This is a genomic window from Amphritea sp., from assembly GCF_016744155.1.
Lineage (GTDB): Bacteria > Pseudomonadota > Gammaproteobacteria > Pseudomonadales > Balneatricaceae > Amphritea.
Genome location: NZ_JADGEW010000003.1, coordinates 74,334 through 96,494, shown reverse-complemented (window position 1 = coordinate 96,494; position 22,161 = coordinate 74,334). Strand labels below are relative to the sequence as shown.

19 protein-coding genes and 1 tRNA gene are annotated in these 22,161 nt (G+C 48.5%); 10 read left to right on the top strand and 10 right to left on the bottom strand.

Annotated features, from left to right (window positions below):
* Window positions 1–8: 8 nt before the first annotated feature.
* Window positions 9–455 carry a ribonuclease HI gene (gene rnhA, locus QZZ54_RS04160; protein WP_290699245.1) on the bottom strand — a complete coding sequence of 149 codons (447 nt, stop codon included), beginning with the start codon at window positions 453–455 and terminating at the stop codon, window positions 9–11.
* Window positions 439–1,224 (bottom strand): class I SAM-dependent methyltransferase, encoded by a 786-nt coding sequence (locus QZZ54_RS04155; RefSeq protein WP_290699243.1) that lies wholly within the window; start codon window positions 1,222–1,224, stop codon window positions 439–441. The genes rnhA and QZZ54_RS04155 overlap by 17 nt, the downstream gene beginning before the upstream one ends.
* Window positions 1,225–1,323: 99 nt before the next feature.
* Between QZZ54_RS04155 and gloB the strand changes: the two genes are divergently transcribed.
* The 7 genes from gloB to QZZ54_RS04120 all read left to right on the top strand — a co-directional run bounded on the left by gloB (window position 1,324) and on the right by QZZ54_RS04120 (window position 9,718).
* Window positions 1,324–2,097 carry a hydroxyacylglutathione hydrolase gene (gene gloB, locus QZZ54_RS04150; RefSeq protein WP_290699241.1) on the top strand — a complete coding sequence of 258 codons (774 nt, stop codon included), beginning with the start codon at window positions 1,324–1,326 and terminating at the stop codon, window positions 2,095–2,097.
* A 109-nt stretch (window positions 2,098–2,206) separates the two neighbouring features.
* The gene (locus QZZ54_RS04145) at window positions 2,207–3,790 is read left to right on the top strand and encodes a LysM peptidoglycan-binding domain-containing protein (protein WP_290699239.1); all 1,584 of its coding nucleotides are present in this window, start codon (window positions 2,207–2,209) and stop codon (window positions 3,788–3,790) included.
* 25 nt (window positions 3,791–3,815) lie between these two features.
* Window positions 3,816–4,064: a hypothetical protein gene (locus QZZ54_RS04140; protein WP_290699237.1), complete on the top strand. Its 249-nt coding sequence runs from the start codon at window positions 3,816–3,818 to the stop codon at window positions 4,062–4,064.
* Between the two features lie 78 nt (window positions 4,065–4,142).
* Window positions 4,143–5,963 (top strand): extracellular solute-binding protein, encoded by a 1,821-nt coding sequence (locus tag QZZ54_RS04135; RefSeq protein ID WP_290699235.1) that lies wholly within the window; start codon window positions 4,143–4,145, stop codon window positions 5,961–5,963.
* A 5-nt stretch (window positions 5,964–5,968) separates the two neighbouring features.
* The gene (locus QZZ54_RS04130; protein ID WP_290699233.1) at window positions 5,969–7,069 is read left to right on the top strand and encodes a microcin C ABC transporter permease YejB; all 1,101 of its coding nucleotides are present in this window, start codon (window positions 5,969–5,971) and stop codon (window positions 7,067–7,069) included.
* A gap of 5 nt (window positions 7,070–7,074) precedes the next feature.
* Window positions 7,075–8,127, top strand: coding sequence for an ABC transporter permease (locus QZZ54_RS04125; RefSeq protein WP_290699231.1), 1,053 nt, complete (start codon window positions 7,075–7,077; stop codon window positions 8,125–8,127).
* Entirely contained in the window at window positions 8,120–9,718 is a 1,599-nt protein-coding gene (locus QZZ54_RS04120; protein WP_290699229.1) for an ABC transporter ATP-binding protein, read from the top strand. The genes QZZ54_RS04125 and QZZ54_RS04120 overlap by 8 nt, the downstream gene beginning before the upstream one ends.
* Before the next feature lie 142 nt (window positions 9,719–9,860).
* On the opposite strand, the gene QZZ54_RS04115 is transcribed toward QZZ54_RS04120, so the two are convergent.
* The 7 genes from QZZ54_RS04115 to nfuA form a co-directional block, all read right to left on the bottom strand.
* Window positions 9,861–10,238: a hypothetical protein gene (locus QZZ54_RS04115; RefSeq protein ID WP_290699227.1), complete on the bottom strand. Its 378-nt coding sequence runs from the start codon at window positions 10,236–10,238 to the stop codon at window positions 9,861–9,863.
* 209 nt (window positions 10,239–10,447) lie between these two features.
* The gene (locus QZZ54_RS04110) at window positions 10,448–10,972 is read right to left on the bottom strand and encodes an OsmC family protein (RefSeq protein WP_290699225.1); all 525 of its coding nucleotides are present in this window, start codon (window positions 10,970–10,972) and stop codon (window positions 10,448–10,450) included.
* Between the two features lie 226 nt (window positions 10,973–11,198).
* A complete protein-coding gene (locus tag QZZ54_RS04105; protein WP_290699223.1) occupies window positions 11,199–13,079 on the bottom strand; it encodes a SurA N-terminal domain-containing protein in 1,881 nt (626 codons plus the stop codon).
* A gap of 153 nt (window positions 13,080–13,232) precedes the next feature.
* Window positions 13,233–13,309, bottom strand: a tRNA-Asp gene (locus tag QZZ54_RS04100).
* A 39-nt stretch (window positions 13,310–13,348) separates the two neighbouring features.
* Complete coding sequence (locus QZZ54_RS04095) at window positions 13,349–13,624, bottom strand: HU family DNA-binding protein (RefSeq protein WP_290699222.1); 276 nt, start codon at window positions 13,622–13,624, stop codon at window positions 13,349–13,351.
* A gap of 130 nt (window positions 13,625–13,754) precedes the next feature.
* Window positions 13,755–16,184 carry an endopeptidase La gene (gene lon / locus QZZ54_RS04090; protein WP_290699220.1) on the bottom strand — a complete coding sequence of 810 codons (2,430 nt, stop codon included), beginning with the start codon at window positions 16,182–16,184 and terminating at the stop codon, window positions 13,755–13,757.
* A 358-nt stretch (window positions 16,185–16,542) separates the two neighbouring features.
* On the bottom strand, window positions 16,543–17,136 hold the full coding sequence (nfuA, locus tag QZZ54_RS04085) for a Fe-S biogenesis protein NfuA (protein ID WP_290699218.1): 594 nt from the start codon (window positions 17,134–17,136) through the stop codon (window positions 16,543–16,545).
* Window positions 17,137–17,520: 384 nt separating this feature from the next.
* Here nfuA and QZZ54_RS04080 point away from each other — a divergent pair, with 384 nt between their 5' ends.
* Window positions 17,521–18,690 carry a cation:proton antiporter gene (locus QZZ54_RS04080; protein ID WP_290699216.1) on the top strand — a complete coding sequence of 390 codons (1,170 nt, stop codon included), beginning with the start codon at window positions 17,521–17,523 and terminating at the stop codon, window positions 18,688–18,690.
* A gap of 214 nt (window positions 18,691–18,904) precedes the next feature.
* Here the strand turns inward: QZZ54_RS04080 and QZZ54_RS04075 are convergent, their stop codons facing one another.
* Window positions 18,905–19,888 (bottom strand): glycosyl transferase family protein, encoded by a 984-nt coding sequence (locus tag QZZ54_RS04075; RefSeq protein WP_290699213.1) that lies wholly within the window; start codon window positions 19,886–19,888, stop codon window positions 18,905–18,907.
* 230 nt (window positions 19,889–20,118) lie between these two features.
* Here QZZ54_RS04075 and rlmD point away from each other — a divergent pair, with 230 nt between their 5' ends.
* Together rlmD and QZZ54_RS04065 are read left to right on the top strand one after the other, a co-directional pair.
* Window positions 20,119–21,513 (top strand): 23S rRNA (uracil(1939)-C(5))-methyltransferase RlmD, encoded by a 1,395-nt coding sequence (gene rlmD, locus QZZ54_RS04070; protein ID WP_290699211.1) that lies wholly within the window; start codon window positions 20,119–20,121, stop codon window positions 21,511–21,513.
* A gap of 1 nt (window position 21,514) precedes the next feature.
* A complete protein-coding gene (locus tag QZZ54_RS04065; protein WP_290699209.1) occupies window positions 21,515–22,153 on the top strand; it encodes an RluA family pseudouridine synthase in 639 nt (212 codons plus the stop codon).
* The last annotated feature ends 8 nt before the right edge of the window (window positions 22,154–22,161 follow it).

Genomic DNA, 22,161 nt, shown 5'->3' with positions numbered 1-22,161 from the left:
ATAATCACTTATGCCTGTTGAAGGGCCAGCTCGACCCCCTTATTCGCCAGCTGATCAGCTAACTCGTTTCCTGGATGACCGCTGTGGCCTTTAACCCATTTCCACTCTATCGAATGGCGGGCATTTTGCTCATCGAGCCGTTTCCATAGATCAGCATTCTTTACCGGTTTTTTAGCCGAGGTTTTCCAGCCATTACGCTTCCAACCGGCCAGCCACTCAGTAATACCTTTGCGCACATACTGAGAATCGGTGGTCAGAACAATATCGCAAGTTTCTTTTAAAATTGTCAGCGCTTCAATCGCCGCCATCAACTCCATTCGGTTATTCGTCGTTTCCATTTCGCCACCGAATAATTCTTTAGCGTGCTCACCATATTCAAGCACCGCCCCCCAGCCACCAGGCCCCGGGTTACCTTTACATGCACCGTCGGTATAGATATTAATTCTTTTCTTCACTCACTCTTCCTCGAACACCACGGGTTGTAGGCTCAACTAATGGCAGATTAATCAATTTTCGGCTTCTGCGAATAGGATGAATCGGCGTAATGCTGCCTACATCTTTACGCGCCACCTGTAACATAAACGCACCACAGTGGTTAGAGCAGCGACGGGTCATCGATTCAACCAAACGACCACGCTGACGCCACGACTCTTTCTCAAAGGGTAAACGATAATAATCGGATAAAACTTTTACTTCCGTCAGCTCCAGCAAGGCCAACCAGTCATGCATCCGCTGAGGGCTTATAAAATGCCCCTGCCAGGGCACGGTGTCTTTATTAAATTTTAGTTTGCGATAAACGCCCCACCAACTCATCGGGTTAAAGCCTACATTTAACAAATAACCACCGGGGCGCAGCACGCGTGCTGCTTCCCGCAATACCTGATGGGGGCTTTGAGCAAAATCAAGCGCATGGTGAAGCACTACGACATCGATACTATTATGTTCAAAAGGCAGCTCTTCATTACGCGCAATTACCGCCGTATCTGGTAGCCCCAGTTCAGCCATTGGATTAACCTGTATCTGATGCCTGACCGAACTTTCCCGTGCTAAATCCAGCCGATTATCAAAACTAATCTGCACCAGATGATAGCCAAACATAGTCGGCAGCAGACGATCCATCAGTTGTCGCTCTGATAAAAGTAACTGCTGTCCCAACTCCGTATCAAACCAGTCCCGAAGTTCGGGCAACCAATCGCCGAGTTGAGGCTGTTGCTGAAATACCATACTGTATAAGCTCTTAACGCTATGCCATGAATAAGTTAACCTTGGTAGAAACATAGTGTACTACAGTATCTGACAAATCCGATTCAGCCGAGGCTTAAAATGTTCAATATCACGCCGATTTCTGCTTTTAATGACAACTACATATGGGCACTGACTACACCGGAAAGCAATGAGATTGCTGTGATCGATCCTGGCGATGCGGACAAGGTAAACCGATACCTTAAAGAAAAAGGATTACAGCTAAGCGCTATTCTGATCACTCACCACCATAATGACCACACCGGCGGTGTTGAACAGCTCAGCGCAGAACACTCTGCAACCGTCTATGGCCCGCAAAACTCCCCCTTCGATAAAATTGAAAACAAGCTGAAAGAGGGTGATCAAGTCGAACTATTCGGCCAAAACCTGCAGGTTCGTGAAGTCCCAGGCCATACCCTGGATCACATCAGCTATTATCTCGACGGCGATCAGCCACAGCTGTTTTGCGGTGACACTCTGTTTCTCGCAGGTTGTGGACGGCTATTTGAAGGCAGCGCCGAGCAGATGCACCAGGCGATGGAATACTTTCGCAGCCTCCCTGACGCAACTGAGATTTACTGTACCCATGAGTACTCGCTGGCCAACCTGGCCTTTGCCGCCGCGGTAGAACCTGCAAACCCGGCAGTTAAAGAAGCGATCATCCAGTGCAATCAGCTAAGGGAATCGGGCAAACCTACCCTGCCAACAGATATTGCCACTGAGAAAAAGATCAATCCATTTCTTCGCTACGGTGAAACCTCAGTAAAACAGTCAGCAGAACAATTTGCTAACACCGGCCTGCCATCCGAAGTGTCTGTTTTCGGCGCCATTCGAGAGTGGAAAAATTCATTCTAATTTTAAGCTAGATCAGCCTCAAAGCGATTAAAGTTTATATACAGTTGACCCCCTCTGAACCGCCCCATAGAATGCTGACTTTTAAATATTCTATCGGGCGTCTCATTAAATGCAGTTGGTCAGAAAAATAGTTGTACTCACCACTGCCGGTCTGATCCTCGCCGGCTGTCAGAACAATCCGCTAATCAGCCAGCAGACCCTGGGCCCAGCCAGCCAGTCAATCGATACTGCTAAGAATATTTCGGTGGCTAACGAAAGCTCAAAGAGCTCCGATCTCAAACCTGTTTCTACTGACTTGTGGCAGCTCACCCGCGAGCATATGCAGCTAAATCTGGACAATGAAAAACCACGCCTGCAGTCACAATTCAAATGGTATACCAAGCACCCTGAACATATACAACGAGTTACCACTCGGGCTAGTCGTTACTACTACTATATTCTCAGTGAGGTTATAAAGCGTGACATGCCCGCTGAAATTGCGCTGTTACCTATAGTAGAGAGCGCCTACGACCCCTTTGCATACTCCCATGGACGTGCTGCGGGTGCATGGCAGTTTATTCCGGGTACGGCAAAGCACTTCGGTCTTAAATCCAGCTGGTGGTACGATGGCCGTCGAGACATCGTTGCCTCCACCGACGCAGCCCTGACTTACTTACAACAGCTTCACAAACGTTTTGGTGATTGGGAACTGGCCTTAGCCGCTTATAATTGCGGCGGCGGCAATGTATCTAAAGCGATCCGAAAAAACAAAAAGAAAGGTCTACCAACAGACTTCTGGTCGCTGGACTTACCGAAAGAGACTCGCGCTTATGTACCCAAACTACTGGCCGTTTCTCGCCTGATTCGGGATGCAGACCAGCTCAGCATCCCCCTTGCGCCTATCGCTAACACCCCAGCATTTGAACTGGTTAAATTAGATAGCCAGATCGACCTTGCTCAAGCGGCTGAATTGGGAAACATCACCACCCAGGAACTCTATCAGTTCAACCCGGGATTTAACCGTTGGGCAACCGACCCTGATGGCCCTCACCATCTGTTAATCCCAGTGGCAAGTGCAGATCAATTCCGCGCACGTCTGGCAGAACTGCCTGCTGAGCAACGGGTTAACTGGACACGCTACAAAATCCGTAGCGGCGACACTGTCAGTACTATTGCCAGACAATACAAAACCACCAGTGCAGTGATTCGTAACGCCAATAAGCTAAAAGGTAATAATATTCGCGCCGGTCGTTATCTGCTAATACCCAGCGCCAAACATCAATCCAGTGATTATGTATTGAGTCAGAGCCAGCGCTTTAACCGAAAACAGAATCAACTGGCCCAAAGCAACCGAAATAAAACCAGCTATAAAGTAAAATCAGGAGACAGCTTTTGGAAGATTGCTAAGCAATACGACATCAGCGTTCGACAACTGGCTTCATGGAATCAGATGGCCCCCGGTGACCCTCTTCGCGCAGGCCACACTCTCACTATCTGGAAGTCCCAGACCAATCAGGGTTTGAATCGCAGCGATGAACAGCTAATTCGCCGAATCGGCTACTCGGTGCGCAATGGCGACTCACTCTACACCATCGCAGGGCGCTTCAGCGTATCGGTAAAAGATATTAAGCGCTGGAACAAACTTGAAAATAGTAAATACCTGCAGCCTGGACAGAAACTCACCCTCTATGTTGATATAACCCAGGCAGATTAAGTCAGTTTTATACCGGAGCACTTTCATGGACGCACTCAGCATTGGAATCATCGCATTCGCAACCGTCACCGCCCTACTATTCAAGTTCATTTTGTATCGAAAAATAACCAATTGGATGGACCAGGACCTGATCAAAGGGCTGGCAGAGGGGAACCAGGAGAAGCATCATTATTTGAGCGAGCAACTGACTCAAATGAAAGCGGATAAAGTGCAACGCAAACTACAACATCAACAGCTGACTGAACTGGCAACAGAGTTTGAACAAAAACGCTAATACGTACTCATATAACTAGCTATAAGCGAATCCCCCTGTTATAAATTAACAGTTATTAATCTGGCTGGATAATTACGGATGAATTTCAAACAGTTATCTAAGCAGGCATCAACGCTCTGCCTGTTATCTGCAACTCTGATCTGCACATTCACTTCCCTTGCACACGCCGCTTCACCGCTACACGGTATCTCTATGCATGGCGACCTTAAGTATCCGTCTGGATTTGAGCATTTCGAATATGTAAACCCTGAAGCCCCTAAAGGCGGCACTGTGACTCAGGCGGCCATAGGTACATTCGATAGCTTTAACCCTTTTATCATTAAAGGCGCTGCGGCAGATGGAATAGGCCTGATCTATGACTCTTTATTGACCCGTGCCCAGGATGAAGCTTTTTCGCTCTATGGACTGCTCGCTGAATCACTGGAAGTAGCCGACGATCGTAGCTGGATAATATTCAATCTCAACCCTGAAGCCCGTTTCAGTGATAATCAGCCGGTAACCGCTGAAGACGTGGTATACAGCTTTAAGCTTCTGCGCGAACAAGGCTCACCTTTCTATAAGGCTTATTATCGCGAGATCAAAAAGATAGAAGCGCTATCAGCGACTAAAGTTAAATTCAGCTTCGGTTCGACTGAAAACCGTGAGTTGGCCCTGATCGTTGGCGAAGTTAGTATTCTGCCTAAACACTATTGGGAAAATCATGATTTCACTAAACCCGGTTTAGAGGTCCCAATAGGCTCAGGCCCCTATTTGATCGATAGTTTCGATGCAGGGCGCACCATCAGCTATCGCCGCAACCCTGACTACTGGGCCGCAGAGCTTCCAGTCACCAAAGGACGCTATAATTTCGACACCATCAGCTATGACTACTACAAAGATGGCACGGTAGCGCTCGAAGCTTTTAAGGGGGGGGAATATGACTTCCGCGAAGAGAATTCATCCAAGCGCTGGGCGACGGGCTATACCGGTGCCGTATTCGATGATGGGAAAATTCTCACCAAAAATTTAGCCCATGAGAATCCCACCGGGATGCAGGCTTTCATTCTCAACACCCGTAAGTCCTACTTCTCTGACAGCCGTGTGCGCGCTGCTTTGGCCTACGCCTTTGATTTTGAATGGACCAACAAGAATATTTTCTTTGGCGCTTACACCCGCACCCACAGTTTTTTTTCCAACTCAGAGATGGCAGCTAGCCAGTTGCCGACTGAAGCTGAGCTTGCCATTCTTGAGCCGATTAAAGACCAGATTCCACCGGAGGTATTCACCAAAGTCTACAGAGCGCCTACCACCAATGGAGACGGCAAAACCCGTAGCCAGCTTCGTACCGCTCTGCGGCTGCTGAAAAGCGCAGGCTGGGAACTAAAAAATGGCCTGTTACTGGATAAAGATGGCAATCAAATGACCTTTGAAATCCTTCTAGTTTCACCTGCATTTGAGCGGGTAGTTGCGCCTTTCAGCCGCAACCTTGAGCGCATGGGCATCAAGCCCTCCATGCGGGTTATCGACGCCTCTCAGTACATCAACCGCATCCGAAGTTTCGATTTTGACATCATTGTCAGCGGGTTTGGCCAGTCCAGCTCACCGGGTAATGAGCAACGGGAATACTGGCACTCATCCACCGCTGAACAGCCCGGCAGTCGCAATATGATTGGAATCAAAAACCCTGCTATCGACTACCTGATAGAGCAGATTATTCAAGCGCCAGACCGAGAACAACTGGTCCTGCGTACCCGTGCACTTGACCGCGTATTGCAGTGGAATCACTATGTTATTCCACAATTTCATACTAGCAGTTACCGGGTAGCCTACTGGAATAAGTTAGACTTTCCGAAAATCCGGCCTACCCACTCTCTGGGTTTCGATACCTGGTGGGTTAAATCAGAACAGCCGGGGCAGTGACCTAAATGGCAGCTTATATCCTGCGGCGACTGCTGCTGATCATTCCTACTCTGCTGGGTATACTGACAATCAACTTCCTGATTATTCAGGCCGCCCCCGGTGGCCCGGTAGAACAGACCATTGCAAACCTGCAGGGACTGAATACCAGCGCCACTGCCCGGTTTGACGGCTCATCGCAGTCAGATCTGAGCAGCGCCGCTGAGAGCAGTAACAGCAATAGCAGCGGCTATCGTGGCGGTCGCGGGCTTGACCCGCAGCTGGTAAAGCAGATTGAAAAACAATACGGTTTTGATAAGCCAGCCCACGAACGCTTCATCCAGATGTTAAAAAATTATCTGGTCTTCGATTTTGGCGAAAGCCTTTTCAGCGGTAAGAAAGTCACCGATCTGATTATCGAAAAGATACCGGTGTCAATCTCCCTTGGACTTTGGACAACCCTGATTACTTACCTGATTGCCGTACCCCTTGGCATAAAGAAAGCAGTCCGGGATGGCACCCCTTTCGATGTCTGGACCAGTACAATTATCATCATCGGTTATGCCATACCCAATTTCCTGTTTGCCATACTCCTAATAGTTGTATTCGCCGGCGGCACCTACTTCGATTGGTTCCCGTTGCGGGGGCTTACCTCGCCAAATTTCGATGAGCTTAGCACCTGGGGCCAGATCAAAGACTATTTCTGGCATATCACCCTACCGGTACTAGTATCTGTGATCGGTAGCTTTGCGACGCTCTCCATGCTGACCAAAAACTCCTTTCTCGATGAGATTAACAAACAGTACGTAGTAACCGCCCGCGCTAAAGGACTGACCGAAAGTCAGGTGCTCTATGGCCACGTATTCCGTAATGCTATGTTGCTGATTATTGCGGGCATGCCTGCCGCCCTAATCGGTATTTTCTTTACCGGCTCAATGCTAATCGAAGTTATCTTTTCTTTGGATGGTCTTGGCCTATTGGGTTACGAAGCGGTGATTAAACGAGACTACCCGGTGATCTTCGGCACCCTCTATATATTCACCCTGATCGGTCTGCTACTGAAACTGATAAGCGACTTGACCTATGTCGCCGTTGACCCCCGAATTGATTTTGAAAGTAGGGAGAACTGAGCAGTATGTTAAAGCAGTTCAACCCAAAAAAGATGAGCCCTATCAACCAGCGTAGGTTGCAGAATTTTCGCAACAACCGCCGTGGTTATTGGGCACTATGGCTATTTCTCGCGCTCTTTCTGTTCAGTCTGTTCGCTGAGTTTATCGCCAATGACAAACCGCTGTTAGTTCGCTACGAAAATAGCTTCTACTATCCGGTTGTCGTCGATTATTCAGAGCTCGCCTTCGGTGGCGAGTTTGATACGTTTGCTGACTATAAAGACCCCTATATTCAAGAGCTGATAACCGACAAACAGGGCTGGATACTCTGGACCCCTATCCGTTTCAGCTATCGCACCATCAATCAGGACTTACCAGTACCCGCTCCCTCTCCGCCCAGCAGTGACAATTTGCTAGGCACCGACGATCAGGGCCGGGATGTACTGGCGCGGGTGATTTATGGTTTCAGGGTTTCAGTGCTGTTTGCCATCACATTGACCCTGATAAGCTCGGTGATCGGCGTCGCGGCAGGTGCAGTGCAGGGGTATTACGGCGGTAAAGTCGATCTAATTTTTCAGCGCTTCATAGAGATTTGGTCCGGTATGCCGGTGCTCTTCCTGCTGATTATTCTCGCCAGTATCGTCCAGCCTAACTTCTGGTGGTTATTAGGCATCATGCTGCTGTTCTCCTGGATGCAGTTGGTTGATGTAGTACGTGCAGAGTTTCTGCGGGGACGTAACCTTGAGTATGTCCGTGCAGCAAGAGCCTTAGGCCTGAGCAACCGGCTGATCATGTCCCGTCATATCCTACCCAATGCGATGGTCGCCACCCTGACTTTTATGCCCTTCATCTTTAACGGCTCACTGGTTACTCTTACCGCCCTGGATTTTCTCGGTTTCGGCCTGCCACCCGGCTCTGCATCACTGGGAGAACTGGTGGCTCAAGGCAAAGCGAACCTGCACGCCCCCTGGCTGGGCCTGACCGCTTTTGCCGCTCTTTCGATTATGCTGACGCTGCTGATATTCATTGGCGAAGCGGTTCGGGATGCATTTGATCCAAGGAAAGTAATGAATGACTGAAGCCCTTCTTTCTGTTCGTAATCTCTCGGTACGCTTTGGCCAGAACAGCCAGGCTGTGGATGCAGTAAAGCAGGTCAGCTTTGATATACACCGAGGTAAAATTATGGCTCTGGTCGGCGAGTCCGGCTCCGGTAAGTCTGTGACGGCGATGTCCATTCTTAAACTACTCCCCTACCCTAAGGCCAGCCACCCCGAAGGCTCAATACTCTATAAGGGTAAAGACCTGCTACAGAACACTGAAGCGCAGATGCGCTCACTGCGTGGTGATCGAATAAGCGTTATTTTTCAGGAGCCAATGACCTCTCTGAATCCATTACATAATATCGCTAAACAGATTGGCGAGACGCTGCTGCTCCATAAAGGCCTGACCGGTCAGCAGGCCCTTAAGAGAACCATTGAACTGCTCGATCTTGTTGGCATCAAAGATCCCGAGAAACGCCTTAAGAGCCACCCTCACGAACTTTCAGGCGGGCAACGTCAGCGGGTAATGATCGCCATGGCGCTGGCGAATGATCCAGAGCTACTGATTGCAGATGAACCGACTACCGCACTGGATGTAACCATTCAGGAACAGATTCTTGAGTTGCTCCAGTCACTGCAGCAGAAAATGGGCATGGCCGTGCTATTGATCACCCACGATCTGAATATTGTGCGTCGCTACAGCGACGATGTCTGTGTCATGTATCAGGGCGCTATCGTAGAACGGAACAACACCGCTCAGTTGTTTGCCGACCCACAACACCCCTACACCCTCAAGCTACTGAACGCTGAGCCCTCAGGCCAGCCTCAGCCAGTTCCATTGAGTCATGCACCACTACTTGAAACTCGCGAGTTAAAAGTCTGGTTTCCGATTAAAAAAGGCTTTCTAAAACGTACCGTTGACCATATCAAAGCAGTTAATCCCGCTAATATTCGCCTCAACCCAGGACGAACACTGGGCGTGGTGGGCGAAAGTGGCTCCGGAAAAACCACCCTGGGACTGGCCATTCTGCGTCTGATCAATTCAGAAGGCGGTATCAAATTTTCTGGAAAGAATATAGATCAGCTGAATCAGCAAGAGATCAAACCCTTGCGACGCAAAATGCAGATCGTTTTTCAAGATCCATACGGCAGTCTCAGCCCCCGAATGTCGGTGGCTGAATGTATAAGCGAAGGGCTGGATATTCATAACATAGGCCAACCGGTCGAACGGGAACAGATGATCATCGACGTTCTCAAGGAAGTCGGACTGGACCCCGACGACAGACACCGTTACCCCCATGAATTCTCCGGTGGGCAGCGCCAGCGTATCGCTATCGCCCGGGCCGTCATCTTAAAACCGGAACTAATCATCCTTGATGAACCCACCTCAGCATTAGACCGGACCGTACAGGCGCAAATTATCGATCTGTTACGAGAGTTACAGCAGCGCTACAAGCTAACCTATATCTTTATCAGCCATGATCTTGCTGTAGTCAAAGCCCTGAGCCACGACCTGGTGGTGATGCAGCATGGCGATATAATCGAACAGGGTGATGCCGCTCAGATATTCAGCAACCCCGCTCAGGAATATACTCAACGATTACTACGGGCGGCCTTTGCCGATAATTGACCAGAGAGGGATCACCTCTTAAAGAGACAGGTAACTCAAGACGAGAGCTGAGCAAAACTTAAGTTGATACTTTACTCAGCTCCCATTTGTAATGGCCACTTTAAAAACCTCTTAAGATCTCTTACAGCTATGCCCTCAGACTTTATGGAACAGGTGGTGATAGTGGCGGTGGAAGCACCGCTGCGGGATCAACCGGTATCTTCACACCCGTATTCGCGTCGTAGGGAAAACCTGTCGGTATGATATGTATACCACCGGGACACTTAATCAGTGCAGCAAGGCCCAGAATCATACCCTCACCCGCCGCTCCATAGCCACCAACAGACACCGCAGTGCAACCAACGGTTTGTGTACGGTTAATTGCCAACTGCAGCTCCTGAGCCGCTTCAGCCCCCGTAGCCATCGACTCACCTATGATGACGAAGCTATTCCCGCTCGTTCGAGTTTGATGATGCTGGCAACCGCTTACAAAAATAGCCGCAGGTAAGAGTAAGGCTAAAGATACTGACCTGGTTTTCATGATGACCTCCTAGGGTAATAGGTGATTTGCGTTCTCAATCATTGGTCAAATTAAGCGATAGAGCGCTGTCTCTATGAGCCAGCGCACTATATAGATTTATATGAGTATAGTATTAAAACGGCAGTTTGAAGTTTCCAGACGGAATTTAGAAGTCCCAACTGTTCGATTAAATGGCCTAACGGCACGAGCAGGTTACACACATCACCATCTTAGGATATGAAGCGGGTCTTAACTGGCGGTGGTGATTTTAACGTTTGCTGCACAACACAGCACGCCTTGGCAGCAACCTGAAGCCGCTCTAATTTTTCTCGCGTCGTATCATCACTCACTTTCATCTTCACATCGCAGCTCATGGCCTGGAATCCAACGGGGACCGCACGATCCATCGCCAACGCGCCCCTGACATCTGCTGTCGCCGTGACTCGAACCTCTAACTCAAGAAGCTCTATGTCCATCAAATTTGCAACCATACGGATAGCTGAATCCTGGCAAGCGGCAAGCGCGGCGCATAATAGGTCGCCTGGCGTTGGGGCATCATGCTTCCCCCCAACGGCGGCATGAACACCGACTGGTACTAAGACACCACAGCCTTCCATCGGCTCGACCCTGGAATGAAAAGGATCCGAGGCAGATTCGCCTGATGTCTTAGCATGGTCGATAACCATAGCCAGATCTGGTTTTTGTTTATACTGCTCTTTAAGGGGTTTCTGTGCTTCGCATACACTTGGTAACATAGCCCACCTCCTTTGATGTACGACCTAACAAAGCGAACAGAGCTTTACCGCTTCATGATTATGTTAAAGCTTTGACTGGGTAATTCGGTAATCTTGGATTAACCACTGTTAAGTACAGGCTCACACTGATTTATTAGTGTAGTCAGAAAACTCACTATGGGCATAAATCCAGACAATAAAAAAGGCTGCATAAGCAGCCTTTTTATAATCATTTACCGGTTCACAATCAGAGTTTCTCAATCACGGCAGCACTTTTACGCGCTTCTGTCATCGCCTGATAATCGAACTGGCCTGCGCGCTGTCCCAGCACTGCACGCATGCCTTTGCGCTCATCTGCTGTCACAGCACTAAGGTCAGGAGTGTTAACCGCAGTAACCGCTACAATCGCTTTTGCACCATTCTGCAAAGTGATCAGCGCATAAGACGCTCCACTCTCTGGCTTAGGTATTTTAAATGCTGTGGTCATTACTTCAAATGACTGACTACGGTCAGCACGGGATACCGCCTCAGCAACAGTCCACTCAGCACCGTTTATAGAAACGCGCTCACCGCCCTGTTGCAGCTTATCAAGCTCAGTTTCCAGCGATGCCTGTAGCGCTTCACCAGCCTTCTCTACGATCAGCACTTCAGTAATCTGATCGCTAACTTCTTCTTCACTGAGTTGACGTGGAAGGATGTGCTCTTTTACCCGCAGTACCAGTGTACGACCTGAATCCAGTTCAATCGGGTCACTATTCAAACCGTCACGAATCAACTCTGCATTAAATGCTGCGCGGATTACACGGACATTAGAAGTCACTTCTTCATTGCCACCGGCCGCGCTGAACGGTTCAGCCTCAATGATATTCAGCTTTAACTCGTCAGCAGGCTCAATCAGATCACCAGCAGAGAATGCCAGATCAGTCAATTGACCCACTTTCTCAACATAAAGCTGTTCAACTTTATTCTCCATCTGCTCAGCAATCAGCTGGTCCTTCACCTCTTCAAATACAGGCGCTTCAGATGCAGATAGCTCTGTCAGTTTAATCAGGTGATAACCGAACGAGGTACGAACAGGCTCTGACACTTCACCAACATTAAGCGCGTAGACCGCTGACTCAAAGGGCCCATCCAGCAAGCCTTGCTGATAAACACCCAGATCACCACCCATAGGCGCTGAGCCAGGATCATCGGATTCAGTTTCTGCCAGCGTAGCAAATTCTTCACCCGCTACCAGACGCCCAGCAAGCTCCTGAGCCTTCGCCAGTGCCGCAGCATCATCAACCTGATCAGAAACCTCAATCATGATATGAGAGACGGTACGCTGTTCCTCAGAGTCAAATACAGCCTGCATCTGTTCGAACTGTGACTGTAGTTCTACGTCATCCACTACAACTTGATTCAATAGGTCTATTTTATTGATCAGCAGGTACTCGATTGCTACCTGCTCTTCGGTCATAAACTCTTGCAGATGAGCATCATAATAAGCACGCTTATCTTCAGCGGTCAGGGATACTCCCTGTTTGTAATCATCCAGTGCCACTTGAAGATAGGCGACATCGCGTGTTTCACGATCAAGGGCGATAATACGTTCGGCCTCTTGCTCCAGCGAGAAGCCAGACAGCAGGTAACCGGAACGCTCGTAACCTATCAGGCTTTCTTTGCGCAGCAATTCTTTATACATCAAAGGTGATAGACCGGCATTTCGCAAAACAGCAGTATACTGATCGCGATTAAACACACCCTCTGCCTGAAAGTCCTGAGTATTAATAATCATCTGATCCAGTGCCTGATCAGCAATCGCCATATCCTGACTGATCGCAGACTGCACCAAAACTTCCTGCTGAATTAGGTTATCCAGAGTCGCTTTACGAATCAGATTATCATCGAGCAAAGTTGGATCAGCATTTTCACCCATCTGAGCTAATAGCTGTCTACGTTGCAGGTCAGCACCCTGAAGCAGATCTCGTTCACTTATTTCGACGCCATTTACGATCGCCGGTGCGTTGGAACCTGCAGTCAGGCTGACCAGGGATTCAACCCCGAACAGGGCAAAGGTAACTGCGATCAGGCCTACAATGACCTTCGCAACAATCCCTTTGGAGTTATCTCGGATATTCTGAAGCATATTGCCTCTGGGCCTCTAAGCTATTGTGCAAATAGAAAAAAAAAGCGCACCCCAGTCAGGATGCGCCTTTTATATGTTTGGCAATACGACGCGGCATAAGCACTAATCGTTTCCCTGAGTGTCAGCTAACCAATCTTTAGCTGATCTCACATTTGGCGGAACGGACGGGACTCGAACCCGCGACCCCCTGCGTGACAGGCAGGTATTCTAACCAACTGAACTACCGCTCCAGGTACCAGCGATCCTTACGGATCAGGCGCTAGCGTGTCTTACTTATTTACAGAGTCTTTCAGAGCCTTACCAGGCTTGAAAGTAGGCAGAGTCGCCGCAGCGATCTGGATTGGCTGACCTGTCTGAGGGTTACGACCAGTACGCGCAGCACGTTCTTTAACACCAAAAGTACCAAAACCTACCAGTGCAACAGAATCACCACCTTGCAGAGCGCCAGAAATTGACTCCAGCGTAGCGTCAAGTGCGCGGCCTGCAGCAGCCTTTGGAATGTCCGCAGAAGCTGCGATTGCGTCGATCAGTTCAGATTTATTCACATTGTTCCCCTTATATGAATCATTTTTTATATATTCTGTGCCCATGCCCAGCAAGTTCTCGGGACAATTTATACCAAGCCTGCAAATCAGCTGTCAAGCGGCTTTCAGCCTGATTTGTCACTATTCTGTGTTAATGCGGTTTTATTTGCCCCCGCTCACCTTTTGCAAGCTTTTTCTTCTCAGAAAAGCTAGCTTTTTGCTCTTCGGTTAGCGGTTCCGGACTATATTTCAGCGCGATTTGCAAGACCTCATCAATCCATTTAACCGGACGAATATCCAGATCTGCTTTGATATTGTCTGGGATTTCTTTCAGATCACGCTTATTTTCATCTGGAATAATGACCGTTTTGATCCCACCCCGATGAGCTGCCAGAAGCTTCTCTTTTAGCCCTCCGATCGGTAGAACTTGTCCCCGTAGGGTAATTTCACCGGTCATTGCCACTTCAGAACGGACTGGAATATTGGTCAGCACAGATACTAATGCAGTACACATACCAATACCAGCACTTGGGCCATCTTTCGGCGTAGCGCCTTCTGGTACATGGATATGAATGTCGTTTTCTTCATGAAAGTCAGGATTGATACCCAGAGATTCAGAACGGCTTCGTACAACAGTCAACGCAGCCTGAATCGATTCCTGCATCACATCACCCAGACAACCGGTGCGAATCTGTCGTCCTTTACCTGGAACAACAGCTGATTCTATCGTCAGAATATCTCCGCCAACCGAGGTCCAGGCCAGGCCAGTAACATGACCAATACGATCCTGCTCTTCAGCCATACCAAAGCTACACTTATGTACTCCGGAATAGTGCTCAAGGTTCTCACTGTTGGCAATAATAGACGCGTTTTTATCGCCACTCAAAGCAACTTCTTTAATCACTTTACGACAGATTTTTGCAATCTCACGTTCCAGTCCACGCACGCCCGCTTCACGAGTGTAATAGCGAATCAGATCCGTTACCGCTTCATCGTCAATCGTCAGCTCATTCTTTTTCAGACCGTTGGTCTTAAGCTGCTTAGGAATCAAATATTTACGAGCGATGTTAAGTTTTTCATCTTCGGTATAACCCGGGATGCGAATGATCTCCATCCGGTCCAGTAACGGCCCGGGGATATCCATAGAGTTAGAGGTACAAACAAACATCACATCTGACAGATCGAAATCGACCTCCAGGTAGTGATCATTGAAGGTTCCGTTTTGCTCGGGATCAAGTACTTCCAAAAGAGCAGACGCCGGATCACCGCGCTGATCCATACCCATTTTGTCGATCTCATCCAACAGGAACAGTGGGTTTTTAACCCCGACCTTAGACATCTTCTGAATCAGTTTGCCCGGCATAGAACCGATATAGGTACGACGATGACCACGGATCTCCGCCTCATCTCTGACACCACCAAGCGCCATACGTACGTACTTACGGTTAGTCGCCCGTGCGATGGACTGACCCAGTGAGGTTTTACCCACACCCGGCGGGCCAACCAGACAGAGAATAGGACCTTTCAGCTTGCGTACCCGTTTCTGTACAGCTAAATACTCAAGAATGCGATCCTTAACCTCTTCCAGACCGTAGTGATCTTCGTTGAGAATCTCTTCAGCACGATTCATATCATGGCGTAATTTAGAACGTTTAGACCATGGAACCTGCAGCATCCAATCGATATAACCCCGCACAACAGCAGCCTCTGCAGACATCGGTGACATCATCTTCAGCTTGTTATATTCGCTCAGCGTTTTATCTAATGCTTCCTGCGGCATTCCGGCTTCATCAATGCGCTTTTTCAGCTCTTCGATATCAGTCGTGCCGTTTTCATCCAGATCACCCAGCTCTTTCTGAATCGCTTTCATCTGCTCATTCAGATAATACTCGCGCTGGCTTTTCTCCATCTGCTTCTTAACCCGGCCGCGAATCCGTTTTTCAACTTCAACCAGGTCTATTTCAGATTCCATCAACGCCATCAGATGTTCCAGACGCTGCTTATCATCCAGCATTTCCAGAATTTTCTGTTTCTCGTCAAGCTTAAGAGACATATGCGCAGCGATAGTATCAGCCAGCCGGCCAATCTCATCGATAGAACCCAGCGAGGTCAGTACCTCAGCAGGAATCTTTTTGTTTACCTGTACAAAGCGCTCAAACTGGTCCAGTGCAGTGCGCTTGTAGATTTCTGCTTCACCCTCACTCACCTCATCAATGGCTAAAACAGAGATATCTGCAGTAAAGAACTCTTCAGTCTCATGAAGCGTATCGATATGCGCACGATAATCACCCTCAACCAGTACTTTTACCGTACCGTCAGGTAATTTCAGCATCTGCAAAATACTTGCAACGGTACCGATAGAAAACAGATCACTGCCTACCGGCTCATCATCGGAGGCGTTTTTCTGAGCGATGAGTAGAATCTCTTTATCCTGAAGCATTGCTGCTTCCAGGGCCTGAATAGACTTTTCGCGGCCGACGAAAAGCGGGATCACCATATGTGGATATATAACCACATCACGCAGTGGTAGAACCGGCAATGTGCTGGTAGTGATCTCTTTTTCATTCTCGAGTGGTGCCATAACGGACCTAACTCCTTATTCGGAAGAAACTGCAGAATACAGCAGTTACAGACTTGTGCGGTATGTCGCTTTTACTGATAGATGGGGCTGGCACTTAAAAAAAACAACCACATCAGCATAAAAGTTACATAAAAAAGTAACAAAAACACTCAGCTCAGGAATCAGCTGACATAGTCATACTTGGTAGCACTACGTTATTAACCTTATATCAGTTCATCCGCCATGGAACAACGTACTAAAATGGTGGATTTAGGGTTGCAGTTAATATTATGTAAACAAACCAATATTTAGAGTCAGAAAAGCCCGGACAGAGCCGGGCTTATGATGGGAATTATTCACGCCTTCCCAAGTAAAACTACTATTTGTAGTATGCGTTATCCGTCACTGAATGGTCGGTGACATCACGAACACCCACCAAGCCCTGGACACGTTCTACCAGCGTTTTCTCAACGCCGTCTTTGAGTGTCATATCTACAGCACTACACCCCTGGCAACCACCGCCAAACTGTAATATAGCAATATGACCTATCTCCTCTTCAAGCAGCTCAATCAACTTGACCTCACCACCATGAGAAGACAATCCCGGGTTAATATCAGAATAGAGAATGTAATTGATTTGCTCGTCCATCGGGCTGTCATCTGACACCTTTGGCACCTTTGCATTAGGCGCTTTAATGGTCAGCTGTCCACCCATGCGATCAGTTGCATAATCAACCGTCGCTTCTTCCAGATAAGGTAAGCTATTTTTTTCAAAATAGAATTTCACCTTTTCTTTCTGCATCACAGCATCGTCTTCAACCACTTCGTCAGGTCGACAGTAAGCCAGGCAGGTCTCAGCGTAAGCTGTTCCCGGCTGGGTTACGAACATCCGAACAGCGATACCCTCTACATCTTGCTTTTCAAGCAACTCGGCCAGGTAGCTGTCTGCTGTTTCGGTAATGGTAATATTCATCAAAATTCCTGTTAAATCACTATCTCATTATGCAGTTCAGGATACACTTATTCCAATCCCTAGTAAATTGCTCAGTTATTATTTAACCCTTCAATCTACTGAAGGCCCAGCAAGTAAGAAAGCTACGCTGCCAGGCAAATAATTATCAATAATACACTTTAATAAAAACCTATAAAATATTGAATTTGGTAGAGAATAAAAATAAATAGTTTCTCTAGACACATTCAACCAACCGGTTAGAAATTTATAGTTAGCTACTATTACCCATATCCCAAAGACTATAACCTGTCGATTATTTATTCTCTTTATATCCCGGGTTCATATCCGCATATAGATTCTGTAGACTGAAGGACCAAGCTGAATTTACAGGACTTTCAAACATTTATGTTACAACAAAGCCTGGTTTTCTCTTTTTTTCTAATCTTCACCGGGGCCGCCGTTCTAGCCACTGTGGCGCTCTATACCCGTCAACCACTTCTGGTTGCTTATGTAGTACTGGGGGCCGCTTTAGGCCCTTATGGCTACAGTATGATTCAAGATACCGCCCTACTTTCTGATATCTCCCATGTTGGCATCATATTTCTATTGTTCCTGCTAGGCCTGGATATGCAACCCAGCCACTTGGTGCATATGCTTAAAAAAGCAACCTTAGTCGCCATTTTCAGCGCCATAATATTTATGGCGATTGGCTATATCGTCGGCATCGCCTTCGGCTACACCCGCACAGAAGCGATTATTATCGGCGTCGCACTCATGTTTTCCAGCACCATTATTGGCATCAAACTGCTGCCCACAACCGTTCTGCACCATAAACATACCGGCGAACTGGTTGTCGGCCTACTGCTACTGCAAGACGTGATTGCCATTCTGGTTCTACTGTTTCTTAACAGCGGCGATAATGGCGCCGATCAAGTAACCGCCTTTCTGAAAACAGCCGTTGCTCTACCCCTCATTATCGGCGGCGCACTACTTTTTGTCCGGTATATATTGCTACCACTGATCCAAAAATTTGATCGCTTTCACGAGTACATTTTTCTGGTTGCCATTGGTTGGTGCCTTGGATTGGCCGAACTGGCCCATGCAGTGGGACTCTCTGCCGAAATAGGCGCTTTTATTGCTGGCGTCAGCCTGGCTACCAGCCCAATCGCTCAATACATAGCCACTAGCCTGAAACCTCTGAGAGACTTTTTTCTGATTCTGTTCTTCTTCTCAGTCGGCGCCAGTTTCAACCTGGGCTTACTCGGACAGATAATAATTCCCGCTATTTTATTAGCTTTTCTCGTACTGGTTCTCAAGCCGATAGTGTTCCGCTTCCTGCTGCAAAGCATTAGCGAAAGCAATTCACTTGCCTGGGAAGTAGGCTTTCGACTGGGACAGATCAGTGAGTTCTCCCTTCTGATAGCCTACATGGCCACCGGGGCATCGATGATCGGTGAAGAAGCCTCACACGTCATTCAGGCCACCGCAATCCTCACCTTCCTCCTCTCAACCTATATCGTGATATTCAACTATCCAAGCCCGATAGCGGTATCGGATAAGCTAAGGAGGGATTAAAGCTGCATGGCTCGTTGCTCGTTGCTCGGAATGGACTGCCCCTGCCCAACCACAACTCAACAACTTTCTTACAAAGCGCTTAACTCACAACCACTTCCATACCTAATAAAAGAGGCTTTTAGCGAGCAACGAGCTAGTCACGCTTTCTGTGACGTTCGAGCTACGAACAACGGCTCTTATAGCTTTTTGTGACGCTGGAGCTGCGAGCTGCTGATTAATACCGATCTTTATCCCTTCCCTGCCACATCTGAAGTGCCTGCTCATAACACGCCGCATCATCGCCGGCTTTGTTGAGCAGCTTTAGTATCAACGCCAAGGTTGAGATAACAGCACCCTCACCATACTCATGGGTCATTTGACCACGCCAGAGGGATAGTAAGTCCGCAGTATCCAGATCTTGCTTGACCAGTCGACGGGGGTAGTAACGATCCCATTGGGAAACGCTATATTCACTTCCCCGAGTCCACTGCAGATCACATTCGGTATCAGGTTTAACTTCTGCTTCACCGCCATCACCTTTGATGGTCAGACCGTTTTCAACCCCAAGAAGTTGTGCAGTTTTTTGATGCATCGGCCCGTAAGCCGGATGAAAGACACCATCCACAGTATGTTTTGCATGCAGAGGATTAATCAGGCGGCACAAGGTATGCACCGGAGAGCGCAGCCCTAACACCGGCCGCAGATTAATGATGCGACTCATCTCGGGACTTAGCGTATCGATTGACAAAAAAGCAAACTGCGATGAGTCGATCGATTCAGCTACCTGATCCCAACTCGCGCAGGCATTGATACCAAACAGACTCAAACAGTCTTCAGTGTAGATACGCTCAGGCGTATGACCCCGGGCACCGTGCATAAATACCCGAATACCATTTTCAGCCAACAACAGCGCGGTCAGAATAAACCAGGGCAGCTGCCGCTTTTTACCCGCATAGGTTGACCAGTCCAGATCAACCTGCAATTGCTCAGGCGCTCCACAACGGCCGCGCACCGCTTCTATAAAACCCGCCAGTTCCTCTGGAGATTCCTCTTTTACCCGCAAGAGCATCAGAAACGCCCCCAGCTGCTCCGGCTCTACCTGCCCATCAAGAATCATTTCCATCGCCTCACGGGCCTCAACCTGACTCAGGGAGCGGGAGCCCTGCTTTCCTTTACCTAGAATTCGAACAAAGGGGGCAAACGGATGTTCCTGTGACATAAAGCTACTCTGATAATTTAATTTACGTAGAAGGGATTTTATACCCGGAGCAAGGATCCCATGAAGTCTTTTCACCGGATAACCGGTCAATTTTCCTATCAACTTCCCTATTTGACTCGATTCACGAGCAACAATCGTTAATATATCGACTATATATTAATGCTAGCCCCAGTCTTGGATGCTTTCATACTAAGTCACTGGTAGAATCCGCGCTTCGTCAGGAGAAGCCAATGAAACAGAAGCATTCCCATTACCGAGTTCAGCTCCCAGTCCGAATCTCAGAGCAGCCATTGCCTGTAGAACCGGTCGAGTTAAACATAGAATCCCTTAGCTTTGACGGCCAGGGTGTAGCGCACTATCAGGGTAAAGCAGCATTTATCGCCAACGCCCTTCCGGGAGAGCAGGTTCTCGCCCGGCTGACAGAAGAGAAAACTAAATTTTATAGCGGTCATACCGACACTATACTCACAGCTGACAGTCATCGAATTGAGCCCGCCTGCCCTCATTACCAGCAGTGCGGCGGCTGTGACCTGCAACACCTGGACAATGAACGCCAGCTAGAACTAAAGCAGGCTCAGGTACTAGATCAGCTTGAACGCCTCGGTCAAAGTAAACCTGCGAACATCATCGCGCCTCTGGCAGCAAACAGCTGGAACTACCGCCGTAGCGCCCGTATCGGTATCAATCAGTTATCGAATGACGAACCTATTATTGGCTTTCGCCGCCGGGGCAGCCACCTGCTGACACAGATCGATAGCTGCGCAGTGATGGACAAGCGGGTTAGTGATATTTTCAGCAAAGTAAGATACGCGCTAACAGATACCGGTGACATTAAACATATCACCCAACTCGACGTTGATCTTGGTGACGAGGGCGGTTACCTCTCGCTACGGCTAAAAAAAGAACTCAACGATGAGCATCTGGAAATCTTTAACCACCTTGCTAAGCATTACGGTTTAAGCCTGCAATTGCAGCTAATCGGCACAGACCACTACGCCACTCCAGCTCAGCTCGCCAGCTACACATTAAACCAGCAGGAACTCCAGTTTCGTCCCGATGACTTTATTCAGGTAAACGCTGAGATTAACCAGCAGATGGTCGATAAGGCCTGCCAACTGTTAGAGCTAAAACCAGAAGACAACGTTCTCGAACTGTTCTGTGGACTAGGTAACTTCTCGTTACCCCTGGCACAATCCGGCGCCAGCGTTACCGGCATCGAAGGCAACCTGACCATGGTTCAACAGGCTGAGTTAAACGCCCGAAATAACGGTCTGGAAAACTGCCGTTTCTATTGCGCCAACCTGGCAGAGAAACTGACCGGCTTGCAGTGGTTTAAAGGTAGCTATAACAAAGTCCTTCTTGATCCACCTCGTTCTGGTGCTGCCGCGCTGATCCCACAGATCACCAAAAAACGCCCTGAACTTGTTCTCTACATCTCTTGTAATCCCGGTTCACTGGCCCGTGACAGCAAGCTGCTTAAGGAAGAAGGCTACAAACTACAAGATTTTCTCGTTATGGATATGTTCCCGCAAACTCATCACATAGAATCGATGGCGCTGTTTGTCAGGGGAAAAAAGAAATCCCAGAAAAAGAAACTATTTTCCGGTAAGGGAATCAGTCGCTGAGATGATACCCAGTATCAACGACGTGGATATTCTCTTCGCCGACGCCGAGATAGTTGTTGTCAACAAAGCCGCTGACCTGTTGTCAGTGCCTGGCATCGGAGAGGAGAAACAGGATTGTATCTGGCGCAGGGTTCAGCAACGTTTTCCCACCGCCAAGACCGTCCACCGTCTCGACTACCCTACATCCGGGGTGATGGTACTGGCGCTAACAGCCGAGAGCCATCGACATATCAGCATCCAGTTCCAGGAACGGCAGACACATAAGGTTTATCAGGCAGTCGTTGCAGGTCGGCTGGAAACTCAATCAGGTATGGTAGATCAACCGCTGCGCTGCGACTGGGACAACCGCCCCAGGCAGATGATAGACCACCAGCAAGGGAAGTCAGCACAGACACACTGGCAGGTTCTTGAACAGTTAGATGATGCCACGCGAATAGAGCTAAAGCCCATAACCGGGCGCTCCCATCAACTGCGGGTGCATATGCAATATCTGGGACACCCTATATTGGGCGACCGCTTTTATGCCTCACCGGAGCAAGTAGCCCGGTCTTCACGAATGCTACTTCATGCACAAGACCTGAGCTTCAGCCATCCGGTTAGCGAAGAGATGCTGAACTTTACGGTAGCAACCCCTTTTTAAGCCTTTCT

Bases quoted from the DNA above. Each gene is read 5' to 3' on its own strand.
- QZZ54_RS04155 (WP_290699243.1), bottom strand. From the start codon at position 1,224: ATGGTATTTCAGCAACAGCCTCAACTCGGCGATTGGTTGCCCGAACTT.
- gloB (WP_290699241.1), top strand. From the start codon at position 1,324: ATGTTCAATATCACGCCGATTTCTGCTTTTAATGACAACTACATATGG.
- QZZ54_RS04145 (WP_290699239.1), top strand. From the start codon at position 2,207: ATGCAGTTGGTCAGAAAAATAGTTGTACTCACCACTGCCGGTCTGATC.
- QZZ54_RS04140 (WP_290699237.1), top strand. From the start codon at position 3,816: ATGGACGCACTCAGCATTGGAATCATCGCATTCGCAACCGTCACCGCC.
- QZZ54_RS04135 (WP_290699235.1), top strand. From the start codon at position 4,143: ATGAATTTCAAACAGTTATCTAAGCAGGCATCAACGCTCTGCCTGTTA.
- QZZ54_RS04130 (WP_290699233.1), top strand. From the start codon at position 5,969: ATGGCAGCTTATATCCTGCGGCGACTGCTGCTGATCATTCCTACTCTG.
- QZZ54_RS04125 (WP_290699231.1), top strand. From the start codon at position 7,075: ATGTTAAAGCAGTTCAACCCAAAAAAGATGAGCCCTATCAACCAGCGT.
- QZZ54_RS04120 (WP_290699229.1), top strand. From the start codon at position 8,120: ATGACTGAAGCCCTTCTTTCTGTTCGTAATCTCTCGGTACGCTTTGGC.
- QZZ54_RS04115 (WP_290699227.1), bottom strand. From the start codon at position 10,238: ATGAAAACCAGGTCAGTATCTTTAGCCTTACTCTTACCTGCGGCTATT.
- QZZ54_RS04110 (WP_290699225.1), bottom strand. From the start codon at position 10,972: ATGTTACCAAGTGTATGCGAAGCACAGAAACCCCTTAAAGAGCAGTAT.
- QZZ54_RS04105 (WP_290699223.1), bottom strand. From the start codon at position 13,079: ATGCTTCAGAATATCCGAGATAACTCCAAAGGGATTGTTGCGAAGGTC.
- lon (WP_290699220.1), bottom strand. From the start codon at position 16,184: ATGGCACCACTCGAGAATGAAAAAGAGATCACTACCAGCACATTGCCG.
- nfuA (WP_290699218.1), bottom strand. From the start codon at position 17,136: ATGAATATTACCATTACCGAAACAGCAGACAGCTACCTGGCCGAGTTG.
- QZZ54_RS04080 (WP_290699216.1), top strand. From the start codon at position 17,521: ATGTTACAACAAAGCCTGGTTTTCTCTTTTTTTCTAATCTTCACCGGG.
- QZZ54_RS04075 (WP_290699213.1), bottom strand. From the start codon at position 19,888: ATGTCACAGGAACATCCGTTTGCCCCCTTTGTTCGAATTCTAGGTAAA.
- rlmD (WP_290699211.1), top strand. From the start codon at position 20,119: ATGAAACAGAAGCATTCCCATTACCGAGTTCAGCTCCCAGTCCGAATC.
- QZZ54_RS04065 (WP_290699209.1), top strand. From the start codon at position 21,515: ATGATACCCAGTATCAACGACGTGGATATTCTCTTCGCCGACGCCGAG.